This window comes from Pseudoalteromonas luteoviolacea (assembly GCF_001750165.1).
GTDB classification, from domain to species: Bacteria; Pseudomonadota; Gammaproteobacteria; order Enterobacterales; family Alteromonadaceae; genus Pseudoalteromonas; species Pseudoalteromonas luteoviolacea_G.
Genome location: NZ_CP015411.1, coordinates 2,466,739 through 2,485,165, shown reverse-complemented (window position 1 = coordinate 2,485,165; position 18,427 = coordinate 2,466,739). Strand labels below are relative to the sequence as shown.

The window sequence follows — 18,427 nt, the reverse complement described above, 5'->3', positions numbered from 1 at the left end:
GTCGATTAGTTTTTTTCCTGCACTCGATATTGCGCATTGATGCATTCGGCTGATAAACGCCCAGCGATACCACCAAAGCCCAGCATTTCGTGAAGCACGTCTTTTGAGAACGGGATGCTTTTACCTTCATCAACAAAGTCGTCCCAACCAACAAGTAACTGTTCAACAATGACTTTATCTGTGGTGTTGCGTGGGTCGGTGAGCTTTTCAATGTCGCCTTCTGGCACCAACTTAATGTGTGCGTTGAACTTAAACTCCACGCCGCCATATTCAAAATGAAGTGGGGCATGAATGGTGGCGTCTTTTAATTGCTCTAATTTTTTTAGTTTCATAAGGATCACTCAAATACAAAGGTTAATTCGTCATAGCCACTGTCACTGGGGACTAACTTTCCGTCCAGTTCGTAGCCTGTGAGCTCGCTCTCTAAGCTGGCATATTTTGGTGTGGGCATTTGAAAGCGACCTAATAACGTCACTTTGTTACCTGCGCCTTGGCCGTGGTTAAACTCAAAGGTTTGTATACTGCCAGCCAGCTCAAACGGATTGAAAATGGATAATGAATCACTGGTGACAGTGATGTTTGCGGTAGACTCATGGCCTGTGATCATGATTTCTTCGTGATTGATTGCCCGGTCAAACACCACATTGTTACCCACATCAACGGTGAGTTTGTGCAATGTGCGCGCAAGGCCATTTAATTTAAACGCGCTTTTGTTGCTCACACCTAACGTGCTTGGCTTTTTCCATCGAGACCAATCAACTGGTGGCGGGCCGCTTGATTGTACCGGCGCACTGAATAGGCCTTTAAACTGCCAGTTAATCATGGGCTGACCTTTTTCAAGATTGATACTGAACGTACCTAACATCTCGGTGAGTACGTGCGTATTTTGGCCAAAGCGCATTAAACACGAGGCTTTGGTGGCTGCGCCTTTGGTGAAGGTGACTGCATTGGCACTCGATACTTGTACCATGCCACATGCTAATAAAAGCGGTGCAATCGCCGGGGCCGCGCCTGCGCTGCCACTCATTGCCAGCGGTGTTTTAAAATTCAGCGTTACATGCTCACCGTACATAATCTCTAGGCTTGAGCCAGAATGAGCGCGCTCAACTTCGTCTTTTTCGGTTTCGGCTTCAATGTTGAACTCAACTTCACTGGCATATATCGCATGGTTGCCAGTGAGGGTCGTTCCCAATGAATCCGCCATTATTAAACGGTCTTTAAATCGCCAGCTCATGATGCTGCTCCTGGTTTAATGGTGTCGCCCTCAAGTACAAATGCACCGGCAACATTGCTACGGTTACCATTTTGTTTAAGTGCCTTTTGTACTTGCTGGGCTATTTCACATGGGCTGTGTTTCTTAGGGGTTGGTTTATCGTCTTTCATGTTGGCTCCTTGGTGTTGATGGTTATGTGCCCGGAGACAGAAAACTGGCACTGATAAATGAGGTTTTTTGTCTGTTGGTTTAGCTCCACCATGCGGCCCCGATGCAGCTTAATGGGCTCATAGGGCGTAACGGTTAGGCCAGCAAGCGCCGCTTTTACGCGCTCTCTCAGCTGTTCAATTTGTGTGTCGGTTTGCCTGTTGGCTATATGACAGGGGACAACAATCATGACTGCAAACAACTCATTCACCGCGTATTCGTCTTGGCCCGTAATGCTATTTGTTGATTGGTAATCTTCATCGAGTGGCAAAACGTACAACAAAGGCGTATGCACGGGTTTACTACGCGCCTGATTAAAGTCAGGGGCAAAGCCGACTTTGGCAATTCGTGCTTTAGTCAACGCGCTTTCAATGTGGTTTAAATCGAAATTAAACATGCTTTAAACTCCATCTAAACTAGCCAACCAGTGAGCGTTTCAACGATGACGCCAGCTTGATATTGCTCAATGCCAATTATCTGGCGAGCAGGGAGCGTAACCGTATGGCCACGACCTGTTTTACCGCCGAAATGGTGAATAGCCGCGTATTCTTCACCCAAACCATGCACTAATTCATCGCCTTCAACGTTATGCGTTACTGAGCCTGCTAAGTTACGTTGGTCAGTCAGCGTTAAACCTGTACGTTCTTTGGCTGCTTCTGATTGCTCCCACCGACTTCCATCTGGGGCGAGTTCGTTTAAAAATCGAGTTGTGACATCCATATCTAGAAAGGCCCCGACATCGTCTAGAATATCTTCAGGCACAGCGCTTTTATGTCGAAGTAACTGTAACTTCTCTAACGCATCGCCCGAGATATCAATGAATACGCCCGCCATGGTTTAGTACCTAGCCCAATCAAAATTACTGCTTGGGGTTTTAGTTTGAATAGGGCCAGACGCCACAGGCGAGGGTGCTTTAATTTGAATGGTGCCCGCCTCAATTTTGCTAAGCTCCTGCATGGCGTTTTTACGTCTGGTCATTAAACCTTCGTCGGCGTCGTTGTTGCACAGTTCGTAGCGCATTAAGTCTGCTGCAATGCCAAGCAGGGGTGAAGCATCCACTTCCGCTTGTGTGAGCTCAAGCTTGGCCACGTAACCAGCAATCGTGTTGTTTACATTGGTCGAGGCAGTTTCAAACCAATTAAATACGGTGGTTTGAATGTCTGTTTCAGGTGTGACTAACAGCGCGGTTTTAATATCGTTGTCTGTGATATCTTGCGCATCAAACCCAATCGAAAAACGACCATTTGCATAATCAACCAATCGATTTACGCCCAAGGTATTTACTGTGTGTTGCGTATTTACAAACATAGGTCTTTCCTTATTTATAAAGGGGCCGAAGCCCCATAGGGAGTTAATGGCTAAATCGTTATGCTGTGGTCAATACATCGGTGAGCAACAAACCACACCCTTTGGCTATGATTTGCTCTTCGACTGATTCACCCACAATGACTTTGGTACCGCCACGTAGCCCGGCAGACACAGGTTTGTTACCTGACTCTCGGTTCTTGTAACGCGCCGTCAGACCAAAGGTCATACGTTTGTTTTCGAAGCTGGCTAGCGGGTCATGATAAGTAAATGCAAGGTTGTCGCCCCAAGCCCGTTCAAAGACAGGTGTTTTACCTTTTTTGGCGATGTTCAATCGCGCCTGGCCAATGTTGATATGCTCTATCTCTAGCGACTCTTTTATATAAGCCCAAGGTACAAGCCCTTCGTCTCCAGTTGTCCCGTTATAGCCTTTAAGCAGCTTTTTATTAGTCCTAAGGGCCGTAGCAACTTTAAATGACATGGTCATGCTATTGGGTCGCATTAATGGTTCGTCGAGCAAACTTAGGAGCCAACGCAAAATATCAAGGTTTGGGTCATCCAGTTTTTTTAAGCTCCCGGTGCCCAGCTTTTTGTGAATACCGAAGTTGGTTGGATCTGAAAATTTTTGAGCTACCCGTACTTCACGGCCAAGTAATACTAGGTCCGTAATGTTTTCAGTAGCGACATTGAGCGGGCTGTGATTAGCGGGCGCATTCGTAATATCGTCGTTTGGTACAACGTCAGATAAGCCATAATCGGTCACAGAGCCTGTTTGCTCTTCATAGCCAAACTCAACTTGGTTTGGTTCTGACTTACGGCCAATTTTAGTATCTGGCACTGTGAACTTGTCAGCTAAATTGTACTCACCCCATTTGTACTCTCGTCTATTCACTGACGCATAGGGGAGTAATCTATCTGCGATTAATTGACGGTTGTTATACGCAATTGCTATCGCCGTTTGCTGTACGTCGGGGGTAAATGGCATTCCATCACTCATGGCGATGCTCCTTATTTAATGATCACAAATGGGGCGATATGAATATCAACAATGGTGCCCGCGTCGCCTTTTTCGAGCACCTTGCCAGCTACGTGGATTTCGGTATCGTCTGCCAGAGCGGTTGGGTCTAAGGGTATTGCGCGGCCTTCACTATCACTCACTGCGTATTCACCCCCTGCAAAGTCGCCACCTAGTTCTATGGGTGCAAGCTGTGTCATGACCACATCAACACGCAGCTTTTTGTCTGTGCCTTGCTCAGTGACCCCAAGAATAGGGCTGTTAATACCTGTGGCTTTGGTTGCCATAAAGTCACCAATATCAGCCGCAACAAAGCGGTTTGCTGGCAATGGGGCGCCAGATTCAAAGTTTCTGATTAATCCTGGTATGGCCATTAGTTTGTCTCCTGCGTAACGTGACCCATGGCTGTACTCAGGCTGATTGTTATACCCTTGTTAGCTTGCTCACTTTGGAACTCCAAAGCCTTTGTAGCCAACGCATCAGCCGAGTTATCAATCTCGGTTTCTTCGTCGTCTTGTCGGCTAAAGTCTTTGGTAAGTCCGGCTTGCTCCGGTAAAGAGAGCAGTAGACCTTTAAAGTATTCCGCTGGTTGCGCAGTAGCAGTTTGATCACCATCACTCGCAGCGAACTCAAACGTGCTTGTTGCACCAGTTTCAAGGTGTGCCATGAATTCTGCAAGCCCCTCTGTTTTGGTGATACGCGGGGCACTGCCACCATTGACCTTGGTATCAATAAACGTTTGCGCATCAAACTTACGTTGGTTGAATTCATGCTGGGCGTTCTTTGCATTCGCCGCGTCCAGTTGCGCCTGCAATGCTTTCTCGGCTTCGGTGGGGTCGTTTTTTGTTTTGTCACTCACTTCTATTTCCTCGGGGTTATGGGAAGGGGCGCTAAAGGCGTGATTGCCGTAGCGCTGTTTGTCTTGTTCGTGTTCAGCGATGATGGTTTTGCGGGTAAGCCAGTCGGCTTCCCAATTGGGGATGAGGCGGTTTGCAGTTTCTACGCCATGTTGCTCAATAACCCACTCACGCAAATTACCCATAAAGTCGGTAACTAAACGCGCCGTTTGCATTGCAACATCTTCAACGCGCTCGCTTGCTTCACTGGCAGTAAACTCAAATACTGCGCCTTTTGACTCTTCATTAAATTGCCAAGGCAAGCCAGCAACAGCAGGGGCTTTACCACCCAAATAGCCAACGTGACCTAAAAAATAGTTACCTGGTTCACCTTCTAAACGTACGCTGCGATTTGGGTAACGCTTTGCTTCGACTGCTTCCGCAAACTCAGCGGCCACGTCTTCGGCTTTGGCAAACAACTTACCGTCTTCGACTTTTAAGTCGCTGACCCAACCCCAAGCAGGGTCGTTAGTTTTTGGGTGGCCAATAACCAAAGGGCTGGTCTTAGGAATAAAGTTTGTGACCACAGAGTCTAAATCTGCGCCAGTAAACTCCTGTGTATTGCCATTTGAGTCGGTGTGGGTGCCAGCGGTAAAAATCTCGTACCAGTCAAACTCAGTGTTTTCCATTGTGGGTGCTCATCGTTGAATCAATGAGCTCAGAATAGCGGGGGAGAAATATAAAATTAGGCGTAAAAGGTTTTACATATGAGGAGATTAAAGCTTCCAACTTGTGTAACTATTATGCTGAGCACAAACAAGAATTCAATACGTGATATGAAAACTATAAATGGACTAACCTCAAAAAAGTAAATCTTCAGCAGCCATTTCTCTACCATATTTGTATTAATACAGGTCAAGCAAAGTTTAATTATATTGGTAAGGCGTCTAAGAAATCTCGATTGAATGAATACTGCAGAAATGTTGCCAAAATCTTAGATGGAAAAGCAAGATGAGCAAAGACAAAGCGAAATGGTGAGCCGCAATCACTTAGCAATCTGCGCTATCGATACGTGCACCTAGTGTTAGCTCTAGCACACAAACAAAATTGGGATATAAAACATTACCCAATTGAGAATGTAGAAAAGGACAATCTAAACGAAAGGGAGCAACAAGTGATCAAGGAACTCAATACAACCTGCAAACACTTTGGTCTTAACGAAAAACAGACTAGGGAAATCGAAGAACTGGATGCGCTATCGAAAGAACTCCTTCAAGGTCTAAAGTAATTGTTTAGGTAACTTTTACCAGTGAAGTTACCTCTTAAATTGGAAACATGGCCTTGAGATAAGTTTAAACCATGTTTAAAACCGCTTTAAAAACGCCTCAGTTTGTTTAAACTGCTTTAAGTCAATGATTCCCTGTGCAGATGCACAAATATTCGCTCTTGTGACATACAGAGCCATTTAATTGTTTAAGGGAATTTCGTGTTTTAAAATCTCTTAACAGCTTGAAGCAAAGTAACAAGCTCGTAAGATAATAATAAATGTTTTCTAAGCTAGCTTGAGCTGGAATTGGGCTTATTTAATAGTTTCTCTCGTAAAGCTCTTTTACGCTTTATTTGCAAATAGCGACTTCTTGACTCAGCCTCAAAGTCTGAAAGTTTACTTCTAGTCACTAAAGCTATAAAAAGAGAATATACGGCTATTCCGAACATAGCCCCGACAACAGAAAGAGCGTATTTTGAAGCCACTGCATTAACACTTGCGAGATGTAATCCAAAAGCGGCTAGCAGTGCAAAAGCGAGTAATAAAAAGATATATAGCATCAAACGGTTACGAATACTTATAACTTTCAAATTGAGTCTTTGATGCTCTTCTCGAGTCAAAAACTCCTCTTTTCTTACATCTTCGACAGAATTCCTGACCATAATCAACGGAGCAATCATAATAGTAAAAACAGAAGAAAAAATAAGAGGTAGTTTTCCACTAGCGTCGTCAGGTATTAAAGTCGCCCCCCAAAAAAAGCACAAAGCAAAAAGGCCACTGGGTAACAGCAACTGCATAAGTGCTACTAGTGCGTGACCGATTGTTGACATATTGCTTTACTCTTCCGCTTTTAGTACCGACGCTATATCTTCTCCTACATCAGAGTTATCAATAATCGTCAATAACCAATCTCTTAATTTTTGGTATAGCCCACTATCGTCAACTTTACCATTTATAAATGTAACTTGTATTTTCTTAGTAAGTCTTACGTCCTGACCTACAAGTTCTCCGCCTTCCTGCAACCCGATCCTTACATCTTCCTCTTCCATGTGCCTTGTCGCTTCCGCAACGTCATGTACCAGCTTTTGTCCTGTTTTAGTGGTAGTTCTATTAAATTTAAACACCATTTCTAATTTTAAGTTCGATTTATCATAGGATTCATCGAAATCGAGGTTTGGTGCATAACCTTCCTGTTTTAAAAAGTTTAGAAATTTTGCAGCCAGCCCCCTTGGCTCATATACAACCCTGGTATTTTGGTTAACTACTTCTGTAAAATTTTCATGCTTAGTTGAGTTGACTTTAGGCGTAAAGGTAACAGCAGATCCTATTTTAACAGACTTAGGAGGGAATTGTTTGACCTTATTTATCGCCTTTTCCGAAGGTTTATCGGAAAGGATCACCATTGAATTACTGAGGCAACCAGTCAATGAGTTTAAAAACCACGCTAAGTGCTCTTCCAAGTCTCTGGAGTCTATTCCTTTTCCACTTAGCATTACTAAATGGTTATCAAGAACCGCGAAATACAATAAAGATTCTAAAAACTCACTGTTGTCCCGTTCTTTTAGAGCGTCTTTTTTTATATCTTTAGCTGTAATTGGAGTCAACGAAAATGCTTCTGCTTCTTCATCCATCGCAATCATTAATTGGCTTTTATCTTGCTCAAATTTGACCAACTGACACATAAATAATTCTTGATTGTGCTTAGATCTATGGTTTATAAACCTAAAGCTATTCCCATCTTCTGATAAAGGCTCTCTCCTTGCGATAGCTTTGTAGTAATCAGACGTTTCGTCCAATAACTTTTCCTCCAACATTTCCTGCAAGGTTAAATGGTGATCAGAACTAAATTTGACTCTCTTATATCGTACAACTCGCTGTTTCTTCTCAGTAGCCATAAGCAACCCCAATGAATTAGTTTATCTAATACTAAACCAAAAAAAACACAATGTTAACACTAGTTAACATTTTTAATAGGTGATGTAAAAAGCAATCTAGTTAAGAATTTTTCTGCCTATTCAGCGTACTTTCCAACACAATACACCATATAGATTGGACAGCACTTTGATTTATGTTAATTTCTGTGTTGCTTATAGCTTTTGAACTAAATACACCTAAAAAAGGCAGTTTGTAATATGGATGAACCCAAGAGAATTAAAAAATTGAGGGCTCGATTAATAAAGGAACTCCCATTTTTTCCAAATGACAGAGTTACTCGAGATGAATTAGAAAATCAATCATTGGAAAACATTCTATTACACTACCTACATTGGAAAACGAGAATAGTTCCACAACGAGAGAGAAAAGTTCAAATCTCCCCTCATGTAACAGGAGATAAACGCTGGAGCACATTAAAGGGAAGTATCAACGCTTTTCTTGAAAAAGTTAGAAACGGAGAGGATTTATACCCTTTTCATTCATTAAGAGCACACAAATACGGATATACACCAGCGCAAAGGATTAGAAACGGCGACGCTGCGATTTGGGAAGATAAAGACCTATTGTTAAATTCTCAAGGGTTCCACCATTTCCATTTGAATATGAATATTCAATCAACAGGGCTATCTGAACGGACTGATGATGTTTTATTTGCATTTGTATCTAGAGCCAAGTTTCATGCGATTGGGATATTCAATCATGACGTTTTTGAACCTGATGACGGTAGCGGACACATAACCCCTGAAAGAAAAAGGATGCTACAAATACATGACCAATATATGTCTCAACGTCTACCGCCCGGAACAGCATATATTACAAATCCAATATCGATGTCGGGTCACCCGTCGCACTTGGTAAGGCTATCCATCTTTTATGCTGATAAAGTATGTGAAATAGATACAAAACTAGACGACCGTTTATATATAAATAGCCTATACAAGAACGCAAAGATTCCCCCCCAAAAAGCGTATAACTTTGAATGGGATATACACGGGTTAGATCTAGTAGCCTATGATAAGAAGGCAGATACACGTTTCGTAATAGTACAAGGTTTCTTATAATCCTCACGGTAACCCTTAAACTAAGTATAAGGGTATTATTATAAAAAGCTTTTACCTATCCCTTGCCCATCCATACTTTAGCGGGTAGGGAGAAGAATAATCATGTGTTGAAAAGCCACTACCTAATGCAATAGGAGTTGCTGAAATAACCATTTTATTGCCTTCTCTAAAAATATCCCTAACCATAATCAAAGCTGCGACTCTTGAGTTTCCTACAAAATGTCCTATGTAAGCAGATGTACCATAGATGTGAAAGGAGTTAACTAACATCCTTAATTCTATGTTTTTTGCTCTAGCGTATGCATGTCTATTTTCAACCCCCTCAATTAAGCTCCCTCGCTGGAACATAAAGCCTCTAAAGCAGAAGCATATTGAGCCAGGCGAAATTAAGTTGTTAATTTGAGTCTTGGTCCAAATTGCGCCAAGCTCTATAGGTCTTACACTCATTATAATTTTGTCAACAGCTTTAAGAAACAGGCTATGTATTCTTCTCGCGTTATCCCATCTATAGTGGTCATATATGGTATAAACTGCTTTTTTAGGGTTTACGTCATGCTCAAACTTCAGATTACCATGTGCATCTATCAGATTTTCTTCGATTAATTCACGAAGCAGCTCAGGTTCAAATTTTAACCCGTAACCCCTCATTAGATCAGGTAATCGCTGGTGATTAACAAAAGTCCACATAGCATTGGAAAGGTTTCCTTGGTTTTCTGGGAGCATCGCTATTGAAGACTTCTCTGAGATTTCATTTTCCCACATACTTTTAAATTTCAACAACCTAGAAGGCGTCAAGTTCTTTGATAATTGATGAGTCGTATGTGCTCTGTCGTGACAATTGCTACACAAAGCTACCAAGTTACCCTCTATGTTATTAGAAGGGTTTTGGTCAATATGGTGTATTTGAACTGAGGTCTCATCCGTTTTGCATACACAACATTTGAAGCCGCACTTGTAAAGTACAGTATTTTCTAGTTGTATCGGGATTTTTTTCCTTGTTTTACCATTTGTACTGTCGCTAGCCAAAATTACATCCTTTCCCTAATCTCTCTCTCAATATCTTCCTTACTCATTCTATCTCTCTCAATAAGCGGGAAAACAATTTGAATCTTAGTACCTTTACGCGATGAATTAAGCTTAAACTTGGTTTTGTATGACTTGGCTACATCATTCATTTTGTAAAGACCTTCGCCAAAGTGGAAGCGAGAACGCAGAGGAATGCCAATGCCGTCGTCTTCAATATGCACATGAATTTTAGATCTAAGCTTGTGCACGAATACGTTAACCTCGGAACCTTCGGAGTGGTGCACAGCGTTATGAAGGCCATGATAAACAACAGCGTAAATGTCACGCTCTAATTGGGGATCTAGCTTTACGTTGCCTATCACCGTTTCAAAGTTAACTTTAATTTTCGCCTGCAAGCTAGATTGCACTTGCAGCAAATCTAAACCAGCAAGCAACCTTTGCTCGCCAAGGTAAGGGCCATTGTTAACTATGGGGGTTATTAACTCAGATACTTTGTCGAACTTAACCAGTCCTTCAGTAAACATTGTGTCATCACCAGAGCTGACTAACACTTTACCTTGTTCAACAAGCATAGCGATTTGACCTAAGTTACTACTTTGGCGCTTACGTTCATTTTGTCTAAAGACTCTGCGGAATGACTGAACCCAAAAATAAGTAAAGCATGCAACTGCTGATACCAATAGCACTGCTATGAATAAGTATACAACTAGCGCTGTAGGGGAGTTATACCAATGAGAGCGAACCTCGAACGAATACATTGCGGGTTCACTGGCAACATTGCCTACAATTTGCCTGAACTCTACTGAATAGTGATCTGGGTATAAATTGTTTAACTGTATCATCGGGCTATGTAAAGGTATCCAGCTACCTTCATTTAGACGATACTCATATTTAACGCCTTCATTGTGGCGATATTGAAGATTAGTAATCGCTATATTTACCCAGCCTTTTTGATCTATCTCTAACGCGTCTTTATTAAATACAAAGCCATCATTTGTGCTGATATAGCTTACTACTGGAGGCGCTATTGATTGCTCCTTAAAATTTGTCATTTCAATAAGCGCGCTATCACTTACTGCAATCACTACTTTATCGGCAACTCGCACGCTACCAATCATAAACGAATGGTCTTGTGTCTCCCTGATTAGCCTGGATGAATCTTGTTCTTTAGCAATTGTGTGAATGCCGTTGTTGGTCAGTAAATAGAGTGCGTCCCGTACTTCTACAATTTCTTTAATATATTCAGGTGAAGGGACTCTAACCCAATTACCGTCTACCTTTTTTAATAGGCCCTCTCCGTAAGTTGCCATATACAACACACCGTCTAGGATTGCGACATCAGCAACTTTAGAAGTACCTTGGTACTCTCTGGAAACTGATCTTGGAGAGTCGATCCGGTCAAGACCAGCAGCAGTACTAACAAATAACTCGCCACTAATCTCTGTTACACCAAGAACTTCATGGCTTGATAGCATGGAGTTGTTATTAAATTCTTCATACTGCAATTTGGAATTAAACTTAACCACTGCGTCTTCATCTGTCGCCAAATACAAAGATTCAGCAATAACGGACGAATTAATTACATACCCATCATAAAGCTTTTCTACAATACGTTTTTCAGTCTCAACGGCATATGCGCCGATATCGGTTGAAACAATCACTTTTCCAGCAAAGTGGGAGAAAGCTGTCACTTCAAAATCACGGCCTTCTGCGATTTTTGAATTCAGCCACTCAACAGGTTCACCATTTACAAATACACCTCTTGTGGTGCCTATCCACCACTGTTTGTCTACTCGTTCAATAATATTGTACTTGGACCCTAAGCCTAAATTCGTCACACGAGTATTGCCCTCAACGATTCCAAATTCATTAATGTTTAGGCCCCACAGCTGCTTTTTATTATCCGCGAATAAGGATAAGTATGTCTTACGAGTAGAGCTAACGTTGGCTCTAGCGACTTCTAAGGTAGACAAAGACACCTCATTAACTTCATCACCATCTGTGAAATAAACAACATAAGGGGCAACGTAAGTTAAGTTTTCAGCGCGTTCAACATTGTGGTTAGTAATACTTCGGTCTTGTAATTGGGAGTAATATTTGAGGTGATCATCTGCAAAGAATATTGCACCGTGTGGTGTAACTTCTAGATCGCCATTTTTAATTTCTTGGTCGATTACTTTATAAGAGCGTCCGTTGTGGATTTGATACAAGCCTTTTTCAGTTAACCCATAAACATTGTTGTATCTGGATTCTAAGTCTATCAGCTTTTCTTTACCCGATATTCTCGCCCCATACTGGCCTGTTGCTAGGTCGTACTCAAGTACTTGGTAATCTTCTTGCGTGAATAAGGCGTCGTGAGTAACTTCAATGTTGTGAGCATCCGTCTCTGCAAAAAGGTTTGCTTCATATGTATTCAAATTCAGAGACCAAATTTGCCCCGATGAATACAAAATATAAGCAATATTTGAATCGCTAATCTCTAAGTCACGTGCTGAACCAGCTGGCAGTTCGCTCACTTCATTTAGCTTTACAATGTGCTCGCCATCATACTTCAAAACACCTTCGTGTGAAGAGAAATACATATAATCATTCTGATCTTGAGCCACACCGTTAAGGTGCTCAAAGTTAAGCGCCTGACAGGTTCCGCTCTGTAATATCAAAGCAGAGGCAATTATCCTTGACTTCAACATAGCGAAGAATTCCTTCTTGCAAATAGGGGAGTCATTCCCCTTAAATAAATTTATTTAACGGCGTTTGGGTTATGGTCTCTGACGCCGCAACCAGCTAATACAACTGGTATTTTGGGCTCTGTTTCTAACGTTTGGCTCGCCATTTTTGTTTCACTTATACTAACACGTGATAACAAATTGTTAAGTTTATTTGTCTTTTTTGCCTTCCAATTGAAGTCTTGCTCTCGTGGAGCGAGGATAAACAGGTAAGTTGGTTTACGAGGGTCTGTGGCATTTTGCTTCGTTTGCCAAGTATCGATTACTGCTTGGCCAGCGGCTTCACCGTATAGGTGGGTGTATGCTGCGGCGATTAACTTAGCGCCTGAATCACTCATTACCATAACAGCGGTATTTTGATAGTCGCTACCACAATCAAACGACACATCCACATTAAGTGTGCTGCCATCTGGTAATAACAAATCAGTATTCATGTTTTGTACACGCGCTCTGTCTGGTAGTGGTTCTAAAGCGAGAGAAGGGGCTGACAGCAATCCAAAAGTAAGCATTGCTGTGGCAAGTTTTGTTTTAATCATAATTTATCCTTTAAAAAGCCATAAAGAGCGCTCCTTCCGCAATGGTTTTAACCATGACTTCGTTAAAGTTATGCTCAAATGTTTTTTCAATTAACATTGGCGTTAACTTTTTACGGATCAGAAGTTCGCGCTCTGCATCCAAATTTTTCGAGTAAAGCAAATCATCTATTATCTGTTCAACAAGGGCGATTGCAGCTAACGCATCTTCAGCACTGTTTCTGCTTGCGTCTTCACTCTTTGTTGGTTTTTCTTCCGTAGAGCTATTATCAGATGTTTGGTCTACGTCAATTCCAAACACCTCATCCAAGGAAATTTTCTTTTGCTTACAGGTGGCTACGATAGAAGTATAAGGTAATGTCCCTTTTTTCTTGGACATTGATATTCCACTATGGGAAAGGCCCAATTCCATTGCAAGAGCTCTATCGCTATTCACACCTAACTTATCACGCAGTATATCGATTACTTTGTCGATATCTGACTCTGTAATACTATCGCCTAACATATTTGACAGTCAACACCTAATTTGTTTTCTAAAATATAATTTGCTTCACTATTGACACCTAAATTATTAGGCACTAGTTTAATAAAACACCTAGTGACAAATATATTAGGCAAAACAAATCTACTATTAAGGTAAATCTATCATGACAAAGAAAAAAATGACATTTGATGCCATCAGGAAAGAACTTTTTAATAAGGATATACAGTTTGCTGACATAGCAATAGCCGCCAAAGTTACGCCTGGTCACGTGTCCAATGTAGCGAGAGGCAGTGCAAAATCTTTCCATATAGCAAAAGCAATAGCTTTATCTTTGGGAAAGTCCTTGGATCAAGTTTTTGGTGAGGACTACGCCCAAACCAAAAAACGAGGACCAAGAACGCGTACCCAAAGGCGTAATCAAATCATTGAAGCAATCCAATCGGGCCAGCCTGTGCCTGACCCAAGCATGAATACATAGAACCGCTAAGTCTAGGTTAATTTAAGGAGATTTTTACCATGTCAACAAACCATGAATCGATGAACATTTTAGAATGTGAGATCCCACCTGATTGTGAGGTATTGCACCGCTTTAGCCAATGTGTGAATGCATGTATGCGTCGGTGCGGATTCACACGTAATGGCTTAGCCCAACGCATGAATGCTGCGCTAAAAGTAGATGTTGTAGAAGTAGACGAGGGCAAACTTAATAAATGGTTTGCTCCTAGCCAACCTACATCTATGCCAATTCAATACTTACCCGCTCTGTGTTGGGCCATTAAAAGTGTTGAACCTGCCAACATATTGCTTATGCCGCTTATGTACAGCGCCTCAGACGAACGCGCAAAAAAACTTCAAGAAGCCTCAGAATGTGAAGTTCAAATGCGAGAGCTGCAAGATAAGCGCGAATCCATTCTCGAATCAGTCAAAATCAATACCTAATTTCGGAGCTTAAACCATGCCTATCAAAGACCAAGATCTGTCTAAAATTCGGAGTTTATATGCGTAATCAAGAACTGACTGAACTGGTAAATGAAGAATCTCAAGACGAGATTAATCATCAGATTTCTCAGATTGAGTCACCGCTAAACATTGTGATGCCAAGCACTATTGAAGAATGTATGGATAGAGTTGTTCATTTAGCAAATCGTCAGTTCTGCGATGCAGCCGAGATGGGCTTTATATTGCTTCAAGTAAAAGCAGAGACAGAGCATGGAATGTTTTACTCACTTTTAAATGAGCGAAAGATCCACAAGCGAACAGCCCAAAGAGCTATGGCAGTCTCAAAAATGCTTCAAGCATTGCCAAAGCGTAAATGCGACACCGTGTCGCTTTTAAATTTCAGTCAAAAGCAACTCACTGAGCTCACAAAAGTTCCAATCGAAACGCTAAAAGAACTAGACGACGAAGACTATGAAGTTTTAGCTGAAACTTCTAGCAACGCTATAAAACAGCAAGTCGCGGATTTGATGAAAGAGCGTGATGAACTGCAAGTAACTGCGGCGCGGGCCCTTAATGACTTAGAGCATGAAAAGTTACGTAAAGTACCGCAAGTACGTTTTGATATGCATGTGTTTATTAGTGAGATACGCAAAGATGCCATTTGTAATACCGAGCTATTAAACGAGGCGCTTGTTAGCACCATCACGCAAATTAGTCAGTTGTGTGACAACCGCCAATTAGATTTAGACTCGCGCGTGAGTGCTGCGCAAGTACTGCATCACACCTGGGCGGCTATCTATAGCCAAATTGGCACTGCGCTAGAGCGTTTAAGCAGCGAGTTTGCTGGGCACATTGAAGGCATAGAGCACCTACCGAAGTTTACCAAAGCCGAGTGGCAATACGTTGAAACAGAACGTAACCGTCTGCTCGAACAATTCTTAGTAGAAAAGCAAAGCAAGGAGAACAAGTAATGCATCCTGCTGTGATTAGATTTAACAACTTACCGACGGTTGTTAGCCAGTCTGTATGGTCAGAGGCCAGCGACAAAGCGCGCAAAACTGCCCAAAATCGTACGGCACTGGTAAAACATTGGCTTGCTAGTGGCTTAGGTGTAGACAAAGCAAGAACTGCACTTATTGAGTCATTAAATAATGGGCTGGTAACGCCTGCCATACACCAAGCTGTGACTGACCTTGGCAAAGTACCAACGCGCGCAACTGCCTTTAATTGGGTTAATGCTTATAGACAGCAAGGCGTTGAAGGCTTACTTCCACAACATAGAGGCCGAATAGCCGCGCAGCCTAAATGGGCAGCCAAAGCGTTAGAGCTTTACCACTGTATTAACTCGCCCAGTTTCGCATTGGTTGCTGAAGACTTAAAAAAGCAAGGGCATGATGCCACCGCTGGACAAGTTAGGCGTTTTATAAACTCTATGCCTCACGAACTAGGCCCGCAAAGCCCTTACCGTATGGGCGCAAAGCTTTACCGTGAAAAACACAAAGACTTCATTATTCGCTCCACTGAGCATATTGCCCCTGGTTTTATTTACAACGGTGATGGACACCAAGTTGATGTGTATGTGTCGCACCCCAAAACAGGCAAAGCATGGCGCTTTGAGCTAACCGCGTTTCAAGATGTCGCAAGCAGATGCATTGTTGGGTGGGAGATTAGCGAGTCTGAAAATGCCATAGCAACCATGACGGCATTAACTCGTTCGATTAAAAACCATCAGCATATTCCTAGCATGTTGTATGTCGATAACGGCAGTGGTTATAAATCAAAAATGATGTCTGATGAATGCTGTGGTGTGTATGCGCAATTTGATATTGAGGTCATTTTTGCCATACCAGGCAATGCCCGCGCTAAATGGATTGAACGCTTTTTTAAACATATGGAAGAGCACGTGGGTAAACGCTTTGAAAGCTACTGCGGCCCAGACCATAACGAGCGCGAAAAGCTTAAACTGCTTAACGACGTGAAAAAAGGCAAGCGCGAGCTGCCTTCTTTAGAGCAATGGATAACTGAGTTTAAGGCATTTTTAGAGCACTACCACAACAGCCCACACCCTGAGATTAAAGGCAAAACCCGCAAGCAAGTATGGGAAGAGGGCCTTATCCAAGAGCAACCTGCAATCACTGACTTTGTGGTCCTACCCAGAGCCAAAGTGAAAGTGGCCCGTGGCCAAATCAGACTACATAAGCGTGTTTATACCGCTGACTACCTCTTTCAATTTAATGGTAAAGAGTTGGTTGCTGGCTACGATTTGCACGACGACACCTATCTTGTGCTGTATGAGCAATCAGGCGAATTCATTATGAACTGCCGCATTAAGAACAAGGTTGAGGCACTGCCAACAAGCCGTATTGAAGAAACTGACCTTAAGCGGCTTCAAGGTCAAGAAAAGCGCATTCAAAACCAGCTTTCTGAAAAGCGTGCAAGAGTAGACAAAAAACGTGTGATTGACGTGGACGCGGTTGAAGAACTGGCTGCAGACATCAAAGCCATTCCAGAAATTGAACCTGAAGTATTAGACATGGACCTCTCAGATTTTGAGGTTGACCACGTGACCCAAGTTAAAAACGAATACCAAATAGATTTAGGAGACATTCATGAATAAGTTCAGCAGCCATTACAACGAAGAGCAGCAAATTCAAGTAAAGCTCATTAACGAAGAAATTGAATTTTATGCCCTAGGGCCAGAAGACTACTGCCTAGGTTACGACTTAAACCAGGTTAACTCAGTACTGGGTGGTGAATCACCAATAAACCCTAAAAAGCTATTGGATGTATTGTGGGCGCACTTTTTTGGTGACTTTGACCCTAAAGAGTTTAGCAGTGTGAGTGGCTTTGCGGACTGTTATAACGCGAATGATAAAGTACTTGTAGCACGTATTAAAAAGCGCATGACCGATGAAGACATTGCAAACCAAGGGGTAAACAGTACTTATATAGCCAAGAAGATTAATAAGTCTCCGTCGACGGTTAGTCAGTTGCTCTCTGGTAAATATGCAGCTAGCCCAACTAAGTACTTGCATGACATTTATGCCATTGTCGCACCCGCAGGTACAGATGCTGCAGACGACAACGCAAGTGATGACAGACCTATAATTACTATTCGATACGGCGAAGTACCTTTTGTGCCAACCAGCGTTGCTAAGGTGATTGCACTTGCTTGTGAACATGCAAGAGCGAGGAGACGCTTTTCTGTAGTTGCTGGTCAAGCTGGCATTGGCAAAAGCAGGGGGCTTGAGCGTTACTGTGAAGAAAACCCATTAGCGATATTGATTATTGGCAGTGAACAAACGACCAGTAAACAAGTGATTGAGTCACTGTGTACCACCTTAGGTCTCCCTAAAAAACCGAGTGTTGCTAAAAACATCGAGAACATAGTTAGAACCATAGAAAACACTGAGCGCATAATTTTGCTAGATGAGGCGGACAAATGTAAGCCCAGTGCATTGGACCCACTCAGAACTATATCAGATGCGGCTAAAGTAGGCGTGTGTTTGATAGGCAATATTCAGCTGGTCGATAAGCTTCAAACCAACGAACGTTACGAGTTGATTTCATCCCGCGTGTGCTTTTGGCCAAAACCGATTGGTGAGGTGCCAATTGAGGACATCAGAAATCTATTCAATGAACTTACCCAAGGCACTGTACCACTTGAGTCCGATGACGACCAATGGTGGCAATGGCTACATAAAAGGGTAGAGGGAAATTCAAGGCTCTTAGTCGAAAACCTACTCCCTCATATCCTGAGCCACAGCCGGAAAAACCCAAACAAGAAGCTAGACAAGCTCTTGGTGAACTCAATCTTCGCCAATGTACTGAATCAACAAGCTGTATAAAGCAACGAGCCTAGCTGCAACTGGGCTCATTA

General features: G+C 42.4%; 21 protein-coding genes. 6 read left to right on the top strand and 15 right to left on the bottom strand.

Annotation, left to right across the window (positions count from 1 at the left end; translation table 11 throughout):
* Positions 1-5: 5 nt before the first annotated feature.
* From S4054249_RS10555 to S4054249_RS10505, 11 genes are all read right to left on the bottom strand, one after another.
* The gene (locus S4054249_RS10555) at positions 6-332 is read right to left on the bottom strand and encodes a hypothetical protein (protein ID WP_046355460.1); all 327 of its coding nucleotides are present in this window, start codon (positions 330-332) and stop codon (positions 6-8) included.
* 5 nt (positions 333-337) lie between these two features.
* On the bottom strand, positions 338-1,234 hold the full coding sequence (locus S4054249_RS10550) for a hypothetical protein (RefSeq protein WP_230851843.1): 897 nt from the start codon (positions 1,232-1,234) through the stop codon (positions 338-340).
* The gene (locus S4054249_RS26555; RefSeq protein WP_155401364.1) at positions 1,231-1,383 is read right to left on the bottom strand and encodes a hypothetical protein; all 153 of its coding nucleotides are present in this window, start codon (positions 1,381-1,383) and stop codon (positions 1,231-1,233) included. The genes S4054249_RS10550 and S4054249_RS26555 overlap by 4 nt, the downstream gene beginning before the upstream one ends.
* Positions 1,380-1,817 carry a phage tail terminator protein gene (locus tag S4054249_RS10545; RefSeq protein ID WP_046355458.1) on the bottom strand — a complete coding sequence of 146 codons (438 nt, stop codon included), beginning with the start codon at positions 1,815-1,817 and terminating at the stop codon, positions 1,380-1,382. The genes S4054249_RS26555 and S4054249_RS10545 overlap by 4 nt, the downstream gene beginning before the upstream one ends.
* Positions 1,818-1,831: 14 nt before the next feature.
* Positions 1,832-2,254 carry a phage virion morphogenesis protein gene (locus S4054249_RS10540; RefSeq protein WP_046355457.1) on the bottom strand — a complete coding sequence of 141 codons (423 nt, stop codon included), beginning with the start codon at positions 2,252-2,254 and terminating at the stop codon, positions 1,832-1,834.
* Between the two features lie 3 nt (positions 2,255-2,257).
* Positions 2,258-2,728 carry a phage protein Gp36 family protein gene (locus tag S4054249_RS10535; RefSeq protein ID WP_046355456.1) on the bottom strand — a complete coding sequence of 157 codons (471 nt, stop codon included), beginning with the start codon at positions 2,726-2,728 and terminating at the stop codon, positions 2,258-2,260.
* Positions 2,729-2,786: 58 nt separating this feature from the next.
* Positions 2,787-3,722: a hypothetical protein gene (locus tag S4054249_RS10530; protein ID WP_046355455.1), complete on the bottom strand. Its 936-nt coding sequence runs from the start codon at positions 3,720-3,722 to the stop codon at positions 2,787-2,789.
* 11 nt (positions 3,723-3,733) lie between these two features.
* Positions 3,734-4,114: a hypothetical protein gene (locus S4054249_RS10525; RefSeq protein ID WP_046355454.1), complete on the bottom strand. Its 381-nt coding sequence runs from the start codon at positions 4,112-4,114 to the stop codon at positions 3,734-3,736.
* Positions 4,114-5,265, bottom strand: a complete 1,152-nt coding sequence (locus tag S4054249_RS10520) for a hypothetical protein (protein WP_046355453.1) — start codon at positions 5,263-5,265, stop codon at positions 4,114-4,116. The genes S4054249_RS10525 and S4054249_RS10520 overlap by 1 nt, the downstream gene beginning before the upstream one ends.
* Before the next feature lie 868 nt (positions 5,266-6,133).
* Positions 6,134-6,673 carry a hypothetical protein gene (locus S4054249_RS10510; RefSeq protein ID WP_046355451.1) on the bottom strand — a complete coding sequence of 180 codons (540 nt, stop codon included), beginning with the start codon at positions 6,671-6,673 and terminating at the stop codon, positions 6,134-6,136.
* 6 nt (positions 6,674-6,679) lie between these two features.
* The gene (locus S4054249_RS10505; RefSeq protein WP_046355450.1) at positions 6,680-7,738 is read right to left on the bottom strand and encodes a hypothetical protein; all 1,059 of its coding nucleotides are present in this window, start codon (positions 7,736-7,738) and stop codon (positions 6,680-6,682) included.
* 237 nt (positions 7,739-7,975) lie between these two features.
* Between S4054249_RS10505 and S4054249_RS10500 the strand changes: the two genes are divergently transcribed.
* On the top strand, positions 7,976-8,839 hold the full coding sequence (locus S4054249_RS10500) for a hypothetical protein (RefSeq protein WP_046355449.1): 864 nt from the start codon (positions 7,976-7,978) through the stop codon (positions 8,837-8,839).
* Between the two features lie 51 nt (positions 8,840-8,890).
* Here S4054249_RS10500 and S4054249_RS10495 read toward each other — a convergent pair whose 3' ends face one another.
* Genes S4054249_RS10495 through S4054249_RS10480 form a run of 4 tightly spaced genes read right to left on the bottom strand, consistent with a single transcriptional unit; the run spans position 8,891 to position 13,629 of the window.
* Positions 8,891-9,865, bottom strand: a complete 975-nt coding sequence (locus S4054249_RS10495; protein ID WP_046355448.1) for an HNH endonuclease — start codon at positions 9,863-9,865, stop codon at positions 8,891-8,893.
* Positions 9,866-9,867: 2 nt separating this feature from the next.
* Entirely contained in the window at positions 9,868-12,555 is a 2,688-nt protein-coding gene (locus S4054249_RS10490) for an ATP-binding protein (protein ID WP_046355447.1), read from the bottom strand.
* A gap of 50 nt (positions 12,556-12,605) precedes the next feature.
* Entirely contained in the window at positions 12,606-13,127 is a 522-nt protein-coding gene (locus tag S4054249_RS10485; RefSeq protein ID WP_046355446.1) for a hypothetical protein, read from the bottom strand.
* A 10-nt stretch (positions 13,128-13,137) separates the two neighbouring features.
* Positions 13,138-13,629, bottom strand: coding sequence for a helix-turn-helix domain-containing protein (locus S4054249_RS10480; protein WP_046355445.1), 492 nt, complete (start codon positions 13,627-13,629; stop codon positions 13,138-13,140).
* A 142-nt stretch (positions 13,630-13,771) separates the two neighbouring features.
* Here S4054249_RS10480 and S4054249_RS10475 point away from each other — a divergent pair, with 142 nt between their 5' ends.
* Genes S4054249_RS10475 through S4054249_RS10455 form a run of 5 tightly spaced genes read left to right on the top strand, consistent with a single transcriptional unit; the run spans position 13,772 to position 18,395 of the window.
* Complete coding sequence (locus S4054249_RS10475) at positions 13,772-14,086, top strand: hypothetical protein (protein ID WP_046355444.1); 315 nt, start codon at positions 13,772-13,774, stop codon at positions 14,084-14,086.
* Between the two features lie 38 nt (positions 14,087-14,124).
* Entirely contained in the window at positions 14,125-14,547 is a 423-nt protein-coding gene (locus S4054249_RS10470; protein ID WP_046355443.1) for a hypothetical protein, read from the top strand.
* A gap of 59 nt (positions 14,548-14,606) precedes the next feature.
* Positions 14,607-15,518: a hypothetical protein gene (locus tag S4054249_RS10465; RefSeq protein WP_046355442.1), complete on the top strand. Its 912-nt coding sequence runs from the start codon at positions 14,607-14,609 to the stop codon at positions 15,516-15,518.
* Entirely contained in the window at positions 15,518-17,164 is a 1,647-nt protein-coding gene (locus S4054249_RS10460) for a Mu transposase C-terminal domain-containing protein (protein ID WP_046355441.1), read from the top strand. Before S4054249_RS10465 ends, S4054249_RS10460 begins: the two co-directional genes overlap by 1 nt.
* Positions 17,157-18,395 (top strand): AAA family ATPase, encoded by a 1,239-nt coding sequence (locus S4054249_RS10455; RefSeq protein WP_046355440.1) that lies wholly within the window; start codon positions 17,157-17,159, stop codon positions 18,393-18,395. Before S4054249_RS10460 ends, S4054249_RS10455 begins: the two co-directional genes overlap by 8 nt.
* Positions 18,396-18,427 lie beyond the last annotated feature (32 nt).

Coding starts and splice junctions, on each gene's coding strand:
- S4054249_RS10555 (WP_046355460.1), bottom strand. CDS start 332: ATGAAACTAAAAAAATTAGAGCAATTAAAAGACGCCACCATTCATGCC.
- S4054249_RS10550 (WP_230851843.1), bottom strand. CDS start 1,234: ATGAGCTGGCGATTTAAAGACCGTTTAATAATGGCGGATTCATTGGGA.
- S4054249_RS26555 (WP_155401364.1), bottom strand. CDS start 1,383: ATGAAAGACGATAAACCAACCCCTAAGAAACACAGCCCATGTGAAATA.
- S4054249_RS10545 (WP_046355458.1), bottom strand. CDS start 1,817: ATGTTTAATTTCGATTTAAACCACATTGAAAGCGCGTTGACTAAAGCA.
- S4054249_RS10540 (WP_046355457.1), bottom strand. CDS start 2,254: ATGGCGGGCGTATTCATTGATATCTCGGGCGATGCGTTAGAGAAGTTA.
- S4054249_RS10535 (WP_046355456.1), bottom strand. CDS start 2,728: ATGTTTGTAAATACGCAACACACAGTAAATACCTTGGGCGTAAATCGA.
- S4054249_RS10530 (WP_046355455.1), bottom strand. CDS start 3,722: ATGAGTGATGGAATGCCATTTACCCCCGACGTACAGCAAACGGCGATA.
- S4054249_RS10525 (WP_046355454.1), bottom strand. CDS start 4,114: ATGGCCATACCAGGATTAATCAGAAACTTTGAATCTGGCGCCCCATTG.
- S4054249_RS10520 (WP_046355453.1), bottom strand. CDS start 5,265: ATGGAAAACACTGAGTTTGACTGGTACGAGATTTTTACCGCTGGCACC.
- S4054249_RS10510 (WP_046355451.1), bottom strand. CDS start 6,673: ATGTCAACAATCGGTCACGCACTAGTAGCACTTATGCAGTTGCTGTTA.
- S4054249_RS10505 (WP_046355450.1), bottom strand. CDS start 7,738: ATGGCTACTGAGAAGAAACAGCGAGTTGTACGATATAAGAGAGTCAAA.
- S4054249_RS10500 (WP_046355449.1), top strand. CDS start 7,976: ATGGATGAACCCAAGAGAATTAAAAAATTGAGGGCTCGATTAATAAAG.
- S4054249_RS10490 (WP_046355447.1), bottom strand. CDS start 12,555: ATGTTGAAGTCAAGGATAATTGCCTCTGCTTTGATATTACAGAGCGGA.
- S4054249_RS10485 (WP_046355446.1), bottom strand. CDS start 13,127: ATGATTAAAACAAAACTTGCCACAGCAATGCTTACTTTTGGATTGCTG.
- S4054249_RS10480 (WP_046355445.1), bottom strand. CDS start 13,629: ATGTTAGGCGATAGTATTACAGAGTCAGATATCGACAAAGTAATCGAT.
- S4054249_RS10475 (WP_046355444.1), top strand. CDS start 13,772: ATGACAAAGAAAAAAATGACATTTGATGCCATCAGGAAAGAACTTTTT.
- S4054249_RS10470 (WP_046355443.1), top strand. CDS start 14,125: ATGTCAACAAACCATGAATCGATGAACATTTTAGAATGTGAGATCCCA.
- S4054249_RS10465 (WP_046355442.1), top strand. CDS start 14,607: ATGCGTAATCAAGAACTGACTGAACTGGTAAATGAAGAATCTCAAGAC.
- S4054249_RS10460 (WP_046355441.1), top strand. CDS start 15,518: ATGCATCCTGCTGTGATTAGATTTAACAACTTACCGACGGTTGTTAGC.
- S4054249_RS10455 (WP_046355440.1), top strand. CDS start 17,157: ATGAATAAGTTCAGCAGCCATTACAACGAAGAGCAGCAAATTCAAGTA.